This is a genomic window from Fulvivirga imtechensis AK7 (assembly GCF_000331535.1).
Classification (GTDB): domain Bacteria; phylum Bacteroidota; class Bacteroidia; order Cytophagales; family Cyclobacteriaceae; genus Fulvivirga; species Fulvivirga imtechensis.
On sequence record NZ_AMZN01000084.1, the window covers coordinates 1 to 16,260 of the forward strand.

Consider the following 16,260-nt stretch of genomic DNA (forward strand, 5'->3'; position numbering starts at 1 on the left):
AGATCAATGGCAGAAGCTAAAGCCCGGACACTGCCGGTAGCGAGGGGATCCCGGATCTTCACTGCGTTACGTCCGGGATGACGGAAGTGGGGAATTGGAATAATTATCTGACTATCAGCATGTAATGAAAACTTGTCATTGGTATGAAAGAGGGAACTTTACTAAGAAGCATAGACGAAACGGCTTAGTAAGATCCCTCCAAAGTCGGCATGACAACTCCTATTATTGAAGCCAGTCCTTAGCTAAAGAGCATTGAGCCCTCTCCAAAGGCCTCCAAAGAGGGGAAGTACTAAATCAAATTTGTCGTGCAGGTAATTGAACTAAAGTGCATTTGAAGGGCGACCAACCAGCGTTCCGAAATGAATAACGATCCTAAAACATAACCATACTGGCAATTGTTGGGGTAGTATCGTTAAGTGTTACTATTCCTATATTGTAGATGGAGGCTAAAAATAAAACCAGCTTTAGCGAAGATTGGCACCGGCTAAGGAGAGCTCTTATCCTGGCTTCTCCAAAAAAAAGAACTGTGGCGCTTATCGTGGTGCTAACCATATTGGTAGCTGTGGCAGGAGTGGTAGAGCCACTGATCATGAAGTTCGTATTCGATGGACTTACTGAAGACTTTCAAACCGCACAACTGGTACAGGGTGTATTTTTTTTGCTGGGCCTGAGTCTTGTAAGAGAAGGTATCGCGGCTACTTCTAATTGGCTGACATGGCGCACACGCATCAGGATCCATTATAATTTGTTAAGTATCACAGTGGGTAGGCTACACCGTTTGCCAGTAGATTTTCATCGTGCCCAGGGTACAGGGGCAGTTATGACGAAGCTGGAAAGAGGTATCCAGGGTTTTGTAACTGCTATTGCAGATATTTCATTCAATGTGTTGCCAGCTATTGCCTACCTGATCCTTGCGATAGTTGTTATGCTGCGCCTCGACTGGAGAATGACCTTGTTAGTGGCGATTTTTGCCCCTATGCCCGCTCTTATAGCCACTTTTGCGGCTCCTAAGCAGAGAGGAAGAGAGAGATTTTTAATGGATAAATGGGCCAGGATCTACTCACGATTCAATGAGGTGCTGTCAGGTATTGTTACGGTGAGAAGTTTTGCCATGGAAGACTACGAAAAGTCTCGCTTTATGAAGGATGTGGGAGAGGCTAATGATCGTGTGGTGCGAGGGGTCGGCTTTGATTCTAAAGTGAATGCTATTCAAAACTCCATAGTTATCTTTGCCCGGGTAGCAGCCATCGGTTATGGCGCTTTTTTAATTGTCGGGGGTGAGATCACACTGGGTACGCTCATAGCATTCCTCGGTTATATTGGTGGACTCTTCGGGCCGGTACAAAACCTTACAGGTATCTATAAGACCTTCCAAATGGCGACTGTCTCCCTGGAGCATATTTTCAATATTCTTGATAAGCAGGATTTTTTAGGAGATGCCCCTGACGCCATCGAGCCACCACCTTTAAAAGGGGAGGTTTTTTATAAAAATGTTCGCTTCAAGTATGAGACCTCCGATAAAGAGATCATCAAAGGTTTCAACCTACATGTACAACCCGGGGAATCTATAGCCTTTGTCGGGCCAAGCGGGTCGGGGAAATCAACTTTGATAGCGCTTTTGCAGCGGTTTTATGACCCTACTCATGGCCAGATACTGCTAGATGGACATGACCTTAGAAAGTTGAAGCAAAAGTTGCTGCGCAGACAGGTAGGAGTGGTGCTGCAGGATGCCCTTTTGTTTAATGAATCCATCGCGGACAATATCCGGTATGGAAGACCCGGAGCTACTTATGAAGAGATTATACAAGCGGCAAAAGCAGCTAATGCTCATGAGTTTATCATGGAGCTGTCGGATGGTTATGAAACTTTTGCGGGTGAACGCGGAGGGCGGCTGTCGGGAGGCGAGCGGCAACGAATTGCCATAGCGCGTGCCATATTGAAAGATCCACCCATACTTATTCTCGATGAGGCTTCGTCTGCCATGGATGCCGAGGTGGAGGCGTTGGTACAGGAAGCTTTGGTAAAGCTTATGAAGGGGCGGACAACCTTTATTATAGCTCACAGACTCAATACCGTGGTAAACGCTGATAGAATTGTGGTTTTAAAAAACGGAAGGATCATAGAAGAGGGCACTCATAAAGAACTTATGATCAACAGAGGGTACTATGCCTCACTGGTTGATAAACAAACACAAGGGCTGCTGGTGTTGGATGAAGAGTAGGTAAAATAACGTGAGTTCGATATTAAACGCTTAAAAGTGGGCGGTCATCCTGAGGCATGCTGTTTTTAAAGGTTCAAATAATTCTTAATTTCGGCATTGTTAACTATTGGTTGGTAAATAAAACCTTATTACTTTTGTGGCCCTTATCAGCGCACGTGGCGGAATTGGTAGACGCGCCAGGTTGAGGGCCTGGTGGCCATTGCGGCCGTGGAGGTTCGATTCCTCTCGTGCGCACTTTAAAATCAGCTTTCTACCAAGGCTGATTTTGAAGCTGCAAGCACGTTTGTTGTAGCTGGAAATGTTTAATGCGCACGTGGCGGAATTGGTAGACGCGCTGTCTTCAGGCGGCAGTGCCTTCGGGCGTGAAGGTTCGACTCCTTTCGTGCGCACTTTTTTTATAAATAGCGAGTATTTGTTCTCTACTGATTTTTTAATTCTTCAATAATTCTCTTTATTTCATAGCTTACAAAAGCTATTACAAACACTGCCTCTCTTTTATATATATAACTGCCATCCGCTTTTGAGTAAACTATGGGTGCTCCCCGCTTCTTCATCCATTTCAGGTAGTTAAAAACCGTTCGTTTGGATATGTTGAGTTTTGATGCCAGGGTAGTGGCGTTCCCTGTAGCTCTTTCCCTGATAAGCTTGTCAATAAATTCTATACGACTTAAAAAATCCATTAACTTAATCATCAATTATGTCTTTGATCTCAAGCAACCTGGCTTGCATTTTTGCAGTGATCACTATGCTCCTCTGAACAGAAGTCCTGAACTCTTCAAATTTTTCCCATTCTTCTGCTTGAATGATTTTGTCTATGGCCTCAAACCGGGCATCGAATTGAATTTTCGATATCAACAGGCCTGTTACCGCCTCAAGTATTCTTTCTTTAGTCATAAAAAAATTAAAAATGTATTCTGGCTACTGTTTCATTGTTCTGTTGCAGGCGGAATCTGATAACTCCGTTTTCCTTTTCAAAACACAATTCATTGTTGATAATATGGTCAGGGTATTTTAACTCCAGCTCTTCTTCCGCAAGCCAGCATAGCCGGACATGCCGGATAATTTCATAATTTGCAAGAACTAAGGATGCATAGTGTGGAGAAATGATCTCCAGCATTGACGAATTGGTTTTTGTTGCGATCATGTTTTTTAAAATATTAATGGTTGGCGATGCAAACAATTTGCACCGAATTTCATTTTTTTGATATATTGATAATGCGATATAACCTTAAAGTTTATAATTAATTTTTAATGTTATAAATAAACTGAAAAATTGAGTAAGAAAAAATTTTTAGGTGAGAAAATTGCCGCTCATAGAGATAAATTAAAGCTGAACAGGCAAGAGTTTATCAATAAGCTCAATGAATTGCTCGGAACCAGCTATTCAGCCCAGGCTCTATATTCATGGGAAAAAGGAAAGTCCATTCCTCCTGCTGATCTTGTACCACCACTGGCTAACTTGTTGGAGATGAATATGTTGGAATTATTCGGAATAGATGCCTCGGAAATAGAAAATATGGCCAGGGATAATGCTGAGCATATCCTGGAAATTCAAAAACTCAGAAAGAAAGTAGAAGCTCAGGAAAGGGAAATTCAAAGACTGGGTGGAAAGCTCGAAGCTACTGAATCTTTTATGGATAAGCTGGTGAGTAAATTAAGGAATAGCGAGGAGCTTGGCAGCTAGCTTTTCAGAACGGTCTGCAGTTCCTTAGCCTCATTGTAAATGTCCTGCTTTGTTTTCTTCCAGTTACGCTTATATTTCCTCAATTTGTTGCTGTAATAGTAAAAAGCCACAAGGCCAATAACAGTAAGAAACAACGCCACTACTATCAATACCAATATCTTGTTTTGAGCGCTCAACTTCTCAGCCTTCTGATCACTTTCTATTTTCCAGGTGGCAGCCTCCACCTGATACTGCATGTTTAGTCCCTGTAGCTTTTCTTGTAGTTCGATCAGGTCTTCTGTAAATGTATCCTGAAGCTGATCGTAGTATAATGCTTTAGTTTCATTACCCTGAGCCCGATACTGACTCTCCAGTTCTTTGCAAATCCCATAATATTCTGCTGGCATACTAAAAGACTTGTCTTTTAGGTAAGAAAAACTGCTTTCATAAAAATGAATAGCGGAATCCCTTTTTGTTTGCATTCGACCCAGGTTGCTATAAATAAATGACAGGGTTCTTTCTTGCACCTGATTCAGGTCTAACGATAATGCCTGCTTGAAGCAGCGGTACGCTAGGGCAGTATCACCTTTTAGTAGATGTGCGTAGCCTCTGTTGTTTAGCGTACGCGCCCGCATGGTTATGCTTTTGTCAGCTTGCTCGGCTAATTCATAATATTGATGGGCGAGTTCATACTTCCCTTGGCCGCGATAGGTCATGCCCATATCATTGTAGATACGTCCGGCAAATGTGCTATTCAATGTCTTAGATATTTCAAGTGCTTTTTGATAATATAAAATTGCACTATCAAGCTTGTCTATGTCCCAAAAGGTTTGCCCAATATCATATAGGATGTACATTGTTTCAACCGAATCCCGTTGTTGCTTGGCTAGAGACAGGGCATCATAAAAGTATTTAAGCCCAGTATTTTTAAAGCCACTTTTCCGATAAATTGAACCCAAATTCTTTACGACACGTGCCAAACTTTTATACTCTCTCAATTCGCGATAGTGCTTCATGGCCTCCATATAGTTAATGACCGCATGAAAAAAGTTATTTTCTTGCTTTTCTAAGTATGCTATTAGATGATATGAATCTGCCAATACTTGTTGATCCTTTTGTGCTAGAGCCATAGATTTTACTTCTTTGGCGAAGGATATGTCAGACGAGTGTAGGGCTTCATTATAGAGTTGGTTAAGGCTTTGAGAATGGCTGAGATTAAGGGTAAAATACAATGTTAGAAAAATGATGTTCCTGGGCATTTCACTAGGTTTAAGGTCAATAATTTGGTTGATGTGTAAATCAAACAAAAAAGAGGAAGTATATTCCCCTTTTTTAATCTTAAACCTTACATGAAAATGGTTTTGTACTTGATGTTATTCTCAATTCCCATGAGGAGAGTCTGGACTTTCACCACCATTATCCTCGCCATTGGTCGTTTCAATAGATTGAGGGTCGTTGTTGGTTTTATGAAAAAGATCCTCATCTGGGTCAGCACAAGAGCCTAAGAGTAAACCCATTAGACAAATCGAAAGAGCAAATAATTTTTTCATATCTATGTGATTTTGTTTTCTATAAATTAGAATGCGTAAATTAGGAATTCGATACCGGGGAACCCGTGTATTAGGTAGCAATATATAACACCTGACATATTTAATATCAAACAAGTGAAACTGAAATGCAGTGAATATGCATATGAGTTATTTATTGGTTTGAAAGCACAACCAGTATATCCATTGTGATGTAATGCCCATTAACAATGTCGGCATTTATAACAAACAATGTTCAATAATTATTCTCTATGTTACATGATAGACTAATGGTTTACAGTGCTGCAAGAACAAAATTGAAACTTATTTTCAACGCTAAATCAGTTCACTGGGCACAAATGTTGACCAATTCCAGCACCGTCATCTCGCCTCAAGCCAAGAAGGAAATTCTAGCTAAAGTACAATTTTTGACATAGTTTGTCATAGGACTGGATGAATAGACCTTGTTCACCGATTCTTCAATAAAAAAAACCATAACCACCAGTCCCCGGACCTGTTCCGGGGCCCCTGGGAGAAGGGTGATTAACCGTAGTGACACTCCACCAAAACCAATGAAAAGCCGAAGAATAGGTTTTTTTTCTTTGCCTTTACATTGGCTAGGTCTATCGGGCTACTTCTCAAGAAGCGCTTTGCGCAGGGGTCCCGGAACTGGTCCCATAGCCGTTAACTTAAGCATCCCGGTAGGGATGCAATATTGGTAGCCCGGGGTGAAGCCCCGGGATAGGATTAGATTTTTTTATGCGCCACATTCAAGCTTGGGAAGATGAGAAGGCTATTTTGGCGCATCCATGCTTACTAAGGTAAATGCTTCGAACTCATTCCTGCCATGTGTGCCAAGGAAGCCTGTGTTCCATGGTTGGGCCTTCCTATGGCACACTCAACTTCTCGTTTAAACCCGGGGCTTCACCCCGGGCTACAAAGATTTACCCCCTCTGGGGGCTCGTTATTCTCTTAAGTTAACGGCTATGGGAACAGGTCCGGGAACTGGTGCGAGGAGGCAGAAAATAAAAGTTGCATATTGCTGAATCGATTAACTAATTTCAGTAAGCATGCATCAATTATGAAGACAAAATCGCAAGATACTTGTTAGTGATGAGTTTAAACTCATCATCCCAATAATAACTACAAAGTTTATTTTTAAATTTATAATTTATTATAAAACATTCTCATGTAATATTTACCCAATAATCAAACCATATATTCTTAACAATCGTCATGTACACAGCTTAAAGAAACTATAGATATAGAATATACCGCATGCCTTTTGGGCTAAAAAAGTACAATCTAGTTTTTGATAATATTATTTTGCAACCAGAACATACATAACTACCCGTTTAAACACATTATTGTTTTTGGGTTTTATTTTGAATTAATGTTACACTTGCTACTGATTTCGCTGGCCACCGAATCCGAGTGAAGGGCATAGCTCGTTTTAATATGTCCGTAACCATGAATCAAATTATACTAAAATGCAACAAATAGATTTAAAGAAAATGGGGGTTACTTCCCTCTGCTCCGGCGAGGTAGAAGAAATTCAAGGAGGATGGTGGCAAGCTGTTTTGGCTGCAGCAGGAGCGGCTATCTATATGTACAACAACTATGACGATTATGTCGAAGGCTTTATTGCCGCAAGGGAGCATTACGCCTCTAACTAATCCTAAAATGAAAACTTAAAATCTAATAACTATGAATTTACACAAATTAAAATGTGAGGAAATAAACAGAGAAGAATTATGTGCTATTAAAGGTGGTGATCAATTTTCTTATGATCTGGGGTATTTAATGGGAACTGTTTATACGTTTATAGAAAAGGCGCCTTTTCCGCGGTTGGGATGGACGCTCCTTTAATTCACTTAAACAGCCATCTTGTGAAGGTGGCTGTTGCTTAAAATTAATATCAATGGACAAAGAAATAGAACAACTAAAACGAAGAATCAAGAAGCTTAAGCTATTTAATATTATATTGATTGTGTATGTAGTGATCTCCCTATTCATCATGGTTTATAACCAGCTAAAGGGATAGATAATAAATGTTCAAAATTTCCAGATTTAAATTCGGATGCTCTTGTGAGTCAAGTACTTCAAAGCATTCTGCAAGATGTGGATGGATTCTTCCTCCTGCAGTTCTGGTCGCTCTAAGCAGCGTAAAATGAAATACAAAATGAAAATCTTCAAATATATATCGATGAAAGGCATGGTAAATACAGGTCTAGCACTTTCTCTTGTAGTATATTTTATTAATAACTACGAGAGTTTCGTGGAAGGCTATATTTACGTGTGGCAGTTGATTTTTAAGTAACCCCTTTTGGATAGAGATTTGAATTTAATTCGTGCAATGCGAAAACTACGTCCAATGAGCCCCACAGCTATTAAGGGTGAACAACCAATCAATTGGCTTGAGATTTTTGCCCTGCTTGCTATCCAATTAGGGTTTAGCTATTTGGTAGTCGATCAAATTGGACTCTTTTTCGGTAATAAATCTCATACAACCTCTTTTATGGATTTGAGCAGCATTGAAATAGTAAGCGCTATTCTATTAGCCCCATTTATTGAAGAAGTTTGTTTCAGGTCTTTTTTAAGTGGCAAGGCCAAGCATGCATGGGGTTTACCATTGATGTTATTCGTGGCCACCCTTGCATTCAAGCATCTTGGGATAATTTTTCTTCTTTTTGCTTTCCTCATAATTGTCACAGTAACCGTACTATTGACAAAAAAGAGAACTCAGGTGTTTCTGCTTCGCAAGCATTACAACAAGACCTTCTTTTTTACCTGCGTGATATTTGCCTTGTGTCATTTGGGAGTAATTGATGATAATGTCAATCCAGTTGCAGGCTTCTTCTTGATTCTTATGGCATTCATCCCTATAAGCTTAATATTCGGTTACATACGGATCAAATACGGGTTGATGTATTCAATCATTACACATTCCCTTAACAATATAGCCGTACTAAGCCTGAATTTATTGATCTATTAATAAACTTACCCATGTCTAAAAAAATATTTCCAGCAGAAATATTAAACTTTACCATTGAAACCCAAATAGCTAAAAATACGGTCAAATCACAGGCTATATACGTTACGCTTTTGGCCAGTCTCATAATAGCCATTGGGCTACTTCCAATAATTCATATAGATGTCAGTGTGCAAAACAGAGGCATAATAAGGCCAGACAGCGAGGTAACGCAAATCATGTCACCAGCTCAAGGCAAAATAGATAAGCTGTTTTTCAACGAAAATGATATGGTGCTAGCGGGCGACACCTTATTGACGATTAATTCAAGCAGGGTTTTTAACCAACTGGAATACACAAAAGAAAGGTTACAAGAACTGGAAAGCTACATCAATGATTTGGATGTTCTTTTGCAGGAACTTTCCCCATCCGCATTTAACCCTGTCAGCACATTGCATACTGCCAGTTATCAGCGTCAGTATAAAGAGTTTAAGGAATTGATCAATCAGGCCAACCAGGTCTACATTAAGAAGAAACGAGATTACCATAGAAGTAAGAAATTATTTGAGGGGGAGGCCATTTCTCAGGTAGAATTTGAAAACTCCCGTTTCGAGTTCGATAGGTCATTAGCGGATTTCAAAGCATTGCACCTGTCACAATTAACGAAATGGTCTGATGAACTACAAGGGTATAAAAATGAAAGGGAGAAAATTACTTCCGAGGTTAATAAAATTAAGGAAGATCAAAGGGATTACGTAGTTATTGCTCCCGTGTCCGGTTCCATTCAAGAGCTAAGAGGTTTAGCGGTGGGAGTGCAGATTTTTCCCAATCAAAGCCTGTTAAAAATATCACCGGATTCAGAATTGGTGGTGGAAACATATATTTCCCCTTCTGATATTGGTTTGATAAAAATGGATCAGAAGGTAAATTTTCAAATTGATGCCTTTAACTACAATCAATGGGGGTTTGCTTCTGGTGCGGTCAAAGAAATAGCCAGTGACATCACCATTAAAGACAACCAGCCTTTTTTTAGGGTCATTTGCTCAATGAAGGAAACCAGCCTTTCACTGAAAAATGGTTACACTGGGAGGTTGAAAAAGGGCATGACACTCAATTCCCGCTTTATAATCGCTAAAAGAAGTTTATGGCAATTGCTCTATGACAAAATGGACGATTGGCTCAACCCTAACGCCTGATAAGGATGAAAAGAATTCCAAAAATAAAACAACACGATATAACTGATTGTGGAGCTGCTTGTTTATCCTCTATTTCATCATTCTACGGCCTAAAGCTACCAATCTCCCGAATAAGACAATTTGCTTCTACTGATAAAAAAGGGACAAATGTTCTTGGTATGATCGAAGCGGCAGAAAAACTGGGTTTTGTGGCTAAAGGAGTCAGAGGGGAGCTTGACAGTCTTATCAAAATACCAAAGCCTGCTATTGCTCATGTTGTGGTAAAAGAAGCCTTACAACATTATGTAGTGATATACAAAGTGACAGATAGGAGTATCACTGTAATGGATCCCGGAGATGGTAAGGTACATAAATACTCCTACGAGGAATTCAGGAAGATTTGGACGGGTGTTCTGATATTGATTATGCCTGATGAAGGTTTCAAAGCTGGCGATGAAAAAGTAGCTGTAAAAAAAAGGCTATGGTATCTTCTAAAGCCTCATAAAGGAGTAATGATACAAGCATTGATCGGAGCGGCTGTGTACACCATTATAGGCTTGTCCACTTCAATTTATGTTCAGAAAATAGTTGATTTTGTAATTGTTGGTGGTAATACAAATCTCCTTAACCTATTAAGCATCATAATGCTGGTGCTCCTGTTACTGCAAATATTTATAGGGATAATGAAATCTGTTTTTACCCTCAATACCGGACAACTCATAGATGCCAGACTCATATTAGGGTATTACAAGCACCTGCTAAAATTGCCTCAGCGGTTTTTTGATAATATGCGTGTGGGTGAGATCATATCCAGAGTAAACGATGCTGTAAAAATAAGGACTTTTATCAATAATACCTTGATTGATTTAATTGTCAATGTGTTTATCGTGGTCTTTGCATTTTCTCTAATGTTCATTTACTACTGGAAACTAGCCTTAATTATGTTGGCAGTAGTGCCATTGTATATGTTTGTCTACTGGCTAACCAATGTCCTCAATAAGCGAACCCAAAGGAAGTTAATGGAAACGTCTGCTGATCTTGAATCGCAATTGGTGGAGTCCTTAAACTCCGTGTACACAATAAAAAGTTTTGGGTTGGAGCCTTACGCTAATCTGAAAACAGAAACAAGATTTGTAAAATTGCTGGAACAGGTCTATAAGTCTGGCATGAACAATATCTTTTCGAGTAATTCTTCACAATTCCTGTCACGTCTGTTCACGATTATACTACTGTGGGTTGGCTCTCTTTACGTAATTGACAATGCTATCACACCGGGTGAGCTGCTTTCTTTCTATGCCCTAATAGGCTATCTCACCAGCCCCATCATTAGTTTGATCGGAATGAACAAGACACTACAGGATGCTATGATAGCATCTGACCGCCTGTTTGAATTAATGGATTTGGAAAAAGAAGATAATGAAAATAAAATCAAGCTTACCAAAGAAAAAATAGGCGATATCACTTTTCAGAACGTTTCTTTTAGGTATGGCTCCAGAGCAACGGTATTTGAAGACTTCAACATAAGTTTCGCCCGTGGACAAATAAATGCTATAGTAGGAGAAAGTGGCTCAGGTAAGACCACACTTATGTCTATTCTTCAAAAAATTTATCCCATTGAAAAAGGCAATGTCTCCATCGGGGATTATGATTTAAACTACATTGATATAACACGCCTTAGAGAGGTCGTTTCAGTAGTTCCTCAGAGGGTAGACCTGTTTGCAGGTAATGTCATTGAAAACATAGCCATTGGTGAGTTTGCACCAAATATGGAGAAAATACTCCAAATTTGTTCGCAGCTAAATATATTGGAGTTTATTAAGTCTCTGCCAAACGGCTTTCATACTTATTTGGGAGAGAATGGAGCTTCCCTTTCAGGAGGACAAAAGCAGAGAATAGCCATTGCCAGAGCCCTATATAAAGACCCTGAAATCCTTATTCTGGATGAAGCTACTTCATCCTTAGATTCGGCCTCAGAGCAGTATGTCCAGAAGGCCATCAATCTGATTAAAAAAAGCGGTAAAACGGTTATTCTCATTGCTCACAGATTGAGCACGGTCATGAATGCTGACAAGATTTTCGTTCTTTCAAAAGGCACTCTGGTTGAGCAAGGCACTCACAACCAGTTAATAAATTCTAAAGGGGAATATTCCAACTTGTGGCAACAACAGTTTCCAATGTTTGAATACGAGAGAGTTCATGAGTTGGTGAGGTGAATGGGATGTAAATCACTAACGACATGCCACAGGTGAAGTTGATGGTGCAATGCAGGCAGGTTTAAGTGCCGGCAATATCGATTGCGACCTTATAAAGAGTGATCCTAAAGTTAACTACAAAAGTTATGACTAGAAATCATATCAAAATTGCCTTTACCTCTTTAATTGGTCTAACTTCGTGCCTTTTGGTATATTTTTAATAGATATGAAGCTGAATCTAATCATTTAACAATGAAACAAGTATTTACTCAAAACCCAAAAAGTGCACCTATGACCCCTACACAGCTACTTGGAATTAGTCTATTACTTATGCTACAATTCGCATGTATCCATAACTCTGAATTTAGCAATATATCACCTGTGGATAAGAAAGGATATTTGGAGGAGTTTTCTGCTTATTGCAATCATGAGTTTAGCGCTGAGATCATGGCCGTACGCGCTTCTTTTTTTGGAGATCATGAAAATACCCTAAAATATGCAGTTCAGGATGCCAGGGATAACAGTAGCGATATTGCCGTAATTGACGGTGATTATGAAGCTATGAAGTTAAGGGTTGAAAAGGCACTTACAGACAGTACTGTTTCTGAAGATGCCAAAGCAAGGATGCGTGAGTTTTTGGCTTTAATCGAATATCAAACTGATAGGCCCGATTATTTCAAGCGTGTTCAACCACATAATGCGACAGATTTTATTGTTTCTCGGGCAGATCATTTCCAATTTACCCTTATCAATGAAGCACATTACAGTTCCCAAAACCGTGCTTTCACTCGTACTCTTTTGCAGCCTCTGTGGGATAAAGGATATAGATACCTGGCTTTGGAAACATTAAGCTATGATGACCCTGATATTAATGACAGGGGTTACGCTGAACGAAATTCAGGTTTCTATACCGCGGATCCGGTATTTGCAGAAATGGTAGCTGAGGCATTGAAAATTGGATATAAACTTGTTACCTATGAAACCCGATCCCAATCCATTGCCGATGGAACAGAACGGGATTTCGATCAGGCGATGAACATTTTCAATCAGACTATAAAAATTGATTCCAATGCCAAGGTACTCATTCATGCAGGTTATGGTCATATTTTAGAGGTAGGTGACGATGGCTATCAACCCATGGGTGCCCAATTGAAAAGACTTCTTAATAAAGATGTACTTACCATTGACCAGGAGAGGATGGTTTATCTCCCTGATTCTACAAAAATGAACGCTTTGTATATGGAGGCTCATAAAAATTTCTCCATTACGGAACCATCAGTGTTCTTAGATGGAAAAAACAAACCCTTTGTCGAACCGTTTGTTCAGGAATCTATTGATATTCAGGTTTTTCATCCCAAAACTGAGTTTAAATTTAATCGGCCTACATGGCTGAAATCAGATGAGTCAAATTACTATTTAATACCTGACGATTACCTCGAGTATGAAGGCTCTCTTATTCAAGCTATTGATATGGATCGGTCGGAATCAGCTATTCCCAATGATCAGACCATCATTAAAAAAAATACTGCACTCGTTTTGCCTCCGGGAAAGTATAAAATTCACATTGTTGACCGGAATGGAAATCTGATTGGTCGGGCAACTTTGGAAGCAAATTGATGTTAATGGGCTAGATGAGTCCTACTACATGGAGGATGAAATAAAAGAAATACAGTAAAACACTGAGGTGGCCCAGTATCGCTTTTGTTGCAGCTAAAAAATAAGTCATAATAGATTTTGAAACAAATTTATAATGAAAAATAGGGTAAAAATTAGAATCGGTGTAATAGCGATAGTCATTTACACAGTTGTACAGTTGTACTAATTTCAAATTTAGTATTTAAGATTCTCCCCTCAGATACAAATGACACCTTGGTCATTTTTCTTATGTTCTCTTTATTCGTAACAATAATTCAAACACGAAAAAAATCTGCTTAGATTCGAAAATTGAAATTTATTTATCCATTCAAAGGTTAAATCATGAGAAACTGGTTATTTTATTTATGTTTTCTAGCTATCTGTGTGTCCACAGGTCTTTATTGGGCCTGGGTTGTCAAAGGTAAACCCAGCAAAGAGAGTATTTTATTTATGATTATTGCTGGCGGTATACTCATGACTGTCAGGGCTATCAGCGTGGGAGAAAAACCTTTTGATTTCAGCTTTAATATCAGGAAAAAATTTCAAAGGTTTAAGAAGGTATGGTTCTCCAAGTAATAAAGTAAATGACGCCAGTCATTTACTTTATTGTTTATCTCTATTTCAGATATTATATTTGTTACGGCTTATTTTCTAATGAAAGTTCGCAAACACTTCAATCGTTTGAATTAACAAGAAGCCGCTAGAACCTTTTTTCTACATCACTTATTTAGATTTCACTTTGAGATTTTACCCCCTAAAGTCTCGTAATTATCTTATCTTATGCTTTAATTTAGATTTCAAATTAACTGTTTCCTCAATGAGTATCACCATAAAAGATATAGCCTCTACTTTGGGCATATCACCATCTACAGTTTCCAGAGCATTGAATGGTCACCCCGACATTAGTGAGAAAACGCGAAAATCTGTAAAAGACCTGGCAAAAAAGATGAACTACCAGGTTAACCAGATGGCGAGCGGCCTCCGGACAAAGCGATCTTTTACCATAGGCGTACTGGTGCCGAAGATCGCCAGCCATTTTTTTTCCTCTGCGCTCAGCGGTATTCAGGAGGTAGCTGTAGCGAATAACTACCAGGTACTGATATGTCAAACCAACGAGTCTCAAAATCAGGAGAGGAAATACGTGAAGTCGTTATTATCGGCCAAAGTGGATGGTTTTTTGATCTCACTGGCCAAAGGGCAGAAGACTATCACCCACATTAAAGCCATTGTGGATAATAAGGTGCCATTGGTCTTTTTCGATAGAATAAGCGACAGTTTTAATGTGCCGAAAATAGAGGCCGAAGATTTTAAAGGAGCCCACCGGGCAGTAACACACCTGATCGATACCGGATGCCGCAAGATTGTGCATCTGGCAGGTCCCGACAACCTTACAGCCAGTTACAACCGCATGCAGGGTTACAAGCAGGCGCTGAAGGATAAAAATATACCCATTGATGAGAAGCTGATCATCCCGTGTGATTTTGACCCGGAGAATGCCAAAAAAGCAATTCACAGACTAATGGGCCAAAATGGTGATATTGACGGTATTTTTACTGTAAATGATGAATTGGGGGTGGAAGCTATTCTAACCTTGAAATCAATGAATATTAAGGTGCCTGATCAGGTTTCTGTGGTGGGTTTTGGAGACTTTCCTATTTGCCGTATCGTTGAACCCAACTTAACTTCCATCAGGCACAATCCCTATCAAATTGGCCTTGAAGCGGCACAATGTCTTTTTAGCCAGATCAATCATAAAAATATCGATGGAGGGAGTAGGCGGGTAATTCCTTCTGAATTGGTGGTGAGGGATTCGTCCAAGACAAAATAGGTTTAAAAGATATTGGCTACGCTGCTGCTTTGCCAGCAGCAGCACAGAAGATTTTCTTAGTAAGTGTGTATTTCGCCCATTTCTACACTTCAAAATCACCGGCTTTTATATCGCGCAGCTCGCGGAGGTCGTCATTATTCCAGCTCTCATGAGGAGCGCCCGACAGGTACATAGATGACCCCACATCAGCCAGTATAATCCCATATTTTTTCATGGCATTCAGTATGATCTGGTTTGTTGGCGAAAAGCCAGAGATGTCGTAGTCGGCTTTTAACCTTAGCTTGGCCCCAAAGGGTAACAGGTCATCACCAGCCAGATCAGAAACTTTATGGCGGGCCGGGTGTACATAACCGCCATAGATCTTTGCTTTAGGCAAGGTAAACCGTATGGCATGGTCGATTTCCCCTTTTTCGATTTCAGGATACCTCACCAGCAGGGGAAAGATTGGCAACCCCGCAGCATCCGCTGATGTCCAGGTTTCGGGTCTGAATTCTACTTTATTCAAATCAAACAATGCACCGGATGAAGCACCCCATCCATCATTGGTTCTGCTGGCATTGTACAGTTCGTAGAGTATGCCGCTGGCCACATCAACGGATATTACATGGCTATCACCCTTTCCATTACCCTCTACCGGGGCATCCAGTGGAATAGGAAAAGGTCCCGGATCGCTCTCATCACCGTAATTACCATCATAATCATTAGCACGATAGGTAATGGCCACTTCCGGCTGGTTGGCGCCAACAACCACATAAGGTATACCAATGGGAGCCCCCTCCCAGGTGCCGCTACCGAAATCCGTAAAAAGCCCCGTTCCAGGACCTATATTGTTAATGATTTTTGATGAATTGACATCAATAGGTTTTTGTGATATATCCTCATTCAACGGGTGGGAGGATGGAAAAACTTCTATGTTTTCTGCTTCGGAAAGATCTTTTTGATCATTGCCCGCGGGTGGATCAGCATCATCCGCAGTACAGGAAATAAAGAAAAGTAAGCCAACGACAACTGAGGTTTTAATAATATTAGTCATATAAATTTCAGTGTCT

The 16,260-nt window shown here is 40.0% G+C and carries 17 protein-coding genes and 2 tRNA genes; 13 read left to right on the forward strand and 6 right to left on the reverse strand.

The features are described 5' to 3' along the window. Positions 1 to 439: 439 nt before the first annotated feature. The 3 genes from C900_RS22335 (at position 440) to C900_RS22345 (ending at position 2,610) form a co-directional block, all read left to right on the forward strand. Entirely contained in the window at positions 440 to 2,221 is a 1,782-nt protein-coding gene (locus C900_RS22335; protein WP_009582526.1) for an ABC transporter ATP-binding protein, read from the forward strand. Between the two features lie 149 nt (positions 2,222 to 2,370). Next, positions 2,371 to 2,455: transfer RNA gene (locus tag C900_RS22340), tRNA-Leu, on the forward strand. 73 nt (positions 2,456 to 2,528) lie between these two features. Beyond that, a tRNA-Leu gene (locus tag C900_RS22345) sits at positions 2,529 to 2,610 on the forward strand. A 30-nt stretch (positions 2,611 to 2,640) separates the two neighbouring features. On the opposite strand, the gene C900_RS22350 is transcribed toward C900_RS22345, so the two are convergent. The 3 genes from C900_RS22350 to C900_RS22360 are packed head-to-tail and all read right to left on the reverse strand — an operon-like array spanning position 2,641 to position 3,365. Next, a complete protein-coding gene (locus C900_RS22350) occupies positions 2,641 to 2,913 on the reverse strand; it encodes an HTH domain-containing protein (RefSeq protein WP_009582527.1) in 273 nt (90 codons plus the stop codon). Then, positions 2,906 to 3,115 (reverse strand): hypothetical protein, encoded by a 210-nt coding sequence (locus C900_RS22355; RefSeq protein ID WP_009582528.1) that lies wholly within the window; start codon positions 3,113 to 3,115, stop codon positions 2,906 to 2,908. Before C900_RS22355 ends, C900_RS22350 begins: the two co-directional genes overlap by 8 nt. A 7-nt stretch (positions 3,116 to 3,122) precedes the next feature. After that, positions 3,123 to 3,365: a hypothetical protein gene (locus C900_RS22360; protein ID WP_157494134.1), complete on the reverse strand. Its 243-nt coding sequence runs from the start codon at positions 3,363 to 3,365 to the stop codon at positions 3,123 to 3,125. A 129-nt stretch (positions 3,366 to 3,494) separates the two neighbouring features. Between C900_RS22360 and C900_RS22365 the strand changes: the two genes are divergently transcribed. Then, positions 3,495 to 3,905, forward strand: coding sequence for a helix-turn-helix domain-containing protein (locus C900_RS22365; RefSeq protein WP_009582530.1), 411 nt, complete (start codon positions 3,495 to 3,497; stop codon positions 3,903 to 3,905). Here the strand turns inward: C900_RS22365 and C900_RS22370 are convergent. Together C900_RS22370 and C900_RS30060 are read right to left on the reverse strand one after the other, a co-directional pair. Further along, positions 3,902 to 5,143 (reverse strand): tetratricopeptide repeat protein, encoded by a 1,242-nt coding sequence (locus C900_RS22370; RefSeq protein ID WP_009582531.1) that lies wholly within the window; start codon positions 5,141 to 5,143, stop codon positions 3,902 to 3,904. The genes C900_RS22365 and C900_RS22370 overlap by 4 nt on opposite strands. A 120-nt stretch (positions 5,144 to 5,263) precedes the next feature. Continuing rightward, positions 5,264 to 5,434, reverse strand: a complete 171-nt coding sequence (locus tag C900_RS30060) for a hypothetical protein (RefSeq protein WP_157494135.1) — start codon at positions 5,432 to 5,434, stop codon at positions 5,264 to 5,266. A gap of 1,466 nt (positions 5,435 to 6,900) precedes the next feature. Here C900_RS30060 and C900_RS22375 point away from each other — a divergent pair. From C900_RS22375 to C900_RS22405, 9 genes are all read left to right on the forward strand, one after another. Next, the gene (locus C900_RS22375; RefSeq protein WP_040497325.1) at positions 6,901 to 7,086 is read left to right on the forward strand and encodes a hypothetical protein; all 186 of its coding nucleotides are present in this window, start codon (positions 6,901 to 6,903) and stop codon (positions 7,084 to 7,086) included. Positions 7,087 to 7,117: 31 nt separating this feature from the next. Next, on the forward strand, positions 7,118 to 7,279 hold the full coding sequence (locus C900_RS30065) for a hypothetical protein (protein WP_009582534.1): 162 nt from the start codon (positions 7,118 to 7,120) through the stop codon (positions 7,277 to 7,279). Between the two features lie 52 nt (positions 7,280 to 7,331). Beyond that, a complete protein-coding gene (locus tag C900_RS30910) occupies positions 7,332 to 7,454 on the forward strand; it encodes a hypothetical protein (protein WP_009582535.1) in 123 nt (40 codons plus the stop codon). 138 nt (positions 7,455 to 7,592) lie between these two features. Next, positions 7,593 to 7,730 (forward strand): hypothetical protein, encoded by a 138-nt coding sequence (locus C900_RS30070; RefSeq protein ID WP_157494136.1) that lies wholly within the window; start codon positions 7,593 to 7,595, stop codon positions 7,728 to 7,730. A gap of 6 nt (positions 7,731 to 7,736) precedes the next feature. Continuing rightward, a complete protein-coding gene (locus tag C900_RS22380; RefSeq protein ID WP_157494137.1) occupies positions 7,737 to 8,405 on the forward strand; it encodes a CPBP family glutamic-type intramembrane protease in 669 nt (222 codons plus the stop codon). Between the two features lie 11 nt (positions 8,406 to 8,416). Then, positions 8,417 to 9,577, forward strand: coding sequence for an HlyD family secretion protein (locus tag C900_RS22385; protein WP_009582537.1), 1,161 nt, complete (start codon positions 8,417 to 8,419; stop codon positions 9,575 to 9,577). A 5-nt stretch (positions 9,578 to 9,582) separates the two neighbouring features. Continuing rightward, entirely contained in the window at positions 9,583 to 11,769 is a 2,187-nt protein-coding gene (locus C900_RS22390) for a peptidase domain-containing ABC transporter (protein ID WP_040497326.1), read from the forward strand. A 231-nt stretch (positions 11,770 to 12,000) separates the two neighbouring features. Beyond that, positions 12,001 to 13,365 carry a hypothetical protein gene (locus tag C900_RS22395; RefSeq protein ID WP_157494139.1) on the forward strand — a complete coding sequence of 455 codons (1,365 nt, stop codon included), beginning with the start codon at positions 12,001 to 12,003 and terminating at the stop codon, positions 13,363 to 13,365. Positions 13,366 to 14,200: 835 nt separating this feature from the next. Continuing rightward, on the forward strand, positions 14,201 to 15,211 hold the full coding sequence (locus C900_RS22405; RefSeq protein ID WP_009582541.1) for a LacI family DNA-binding transcriptional regulator: 1,011 nt from the start codon (positions 14,201 to 14,203) through the stop codon (positions 15,209 to 15,211). 82 nt (positions 15,212 to 15,293) lie between these two features. Here C900_RS22405 and C900_RS22410 read toward each other — a convergent pair whose 3' ends face one another. Continuing rightward, the gene (locus C900_RS22410) at positions 15,294 to 16,244 is read right to left on the reverse strand and encodes a hypothetical protein (protein ID WP_009582542.1); all 951 of its coding nucleotides are present in this window, start codon (positions 16,242 to 16,244) and stop codon (positions 15,294 to 15,296) included. Positions 16,245 to 16,260 lie beyond the last annotated feature (16 nt).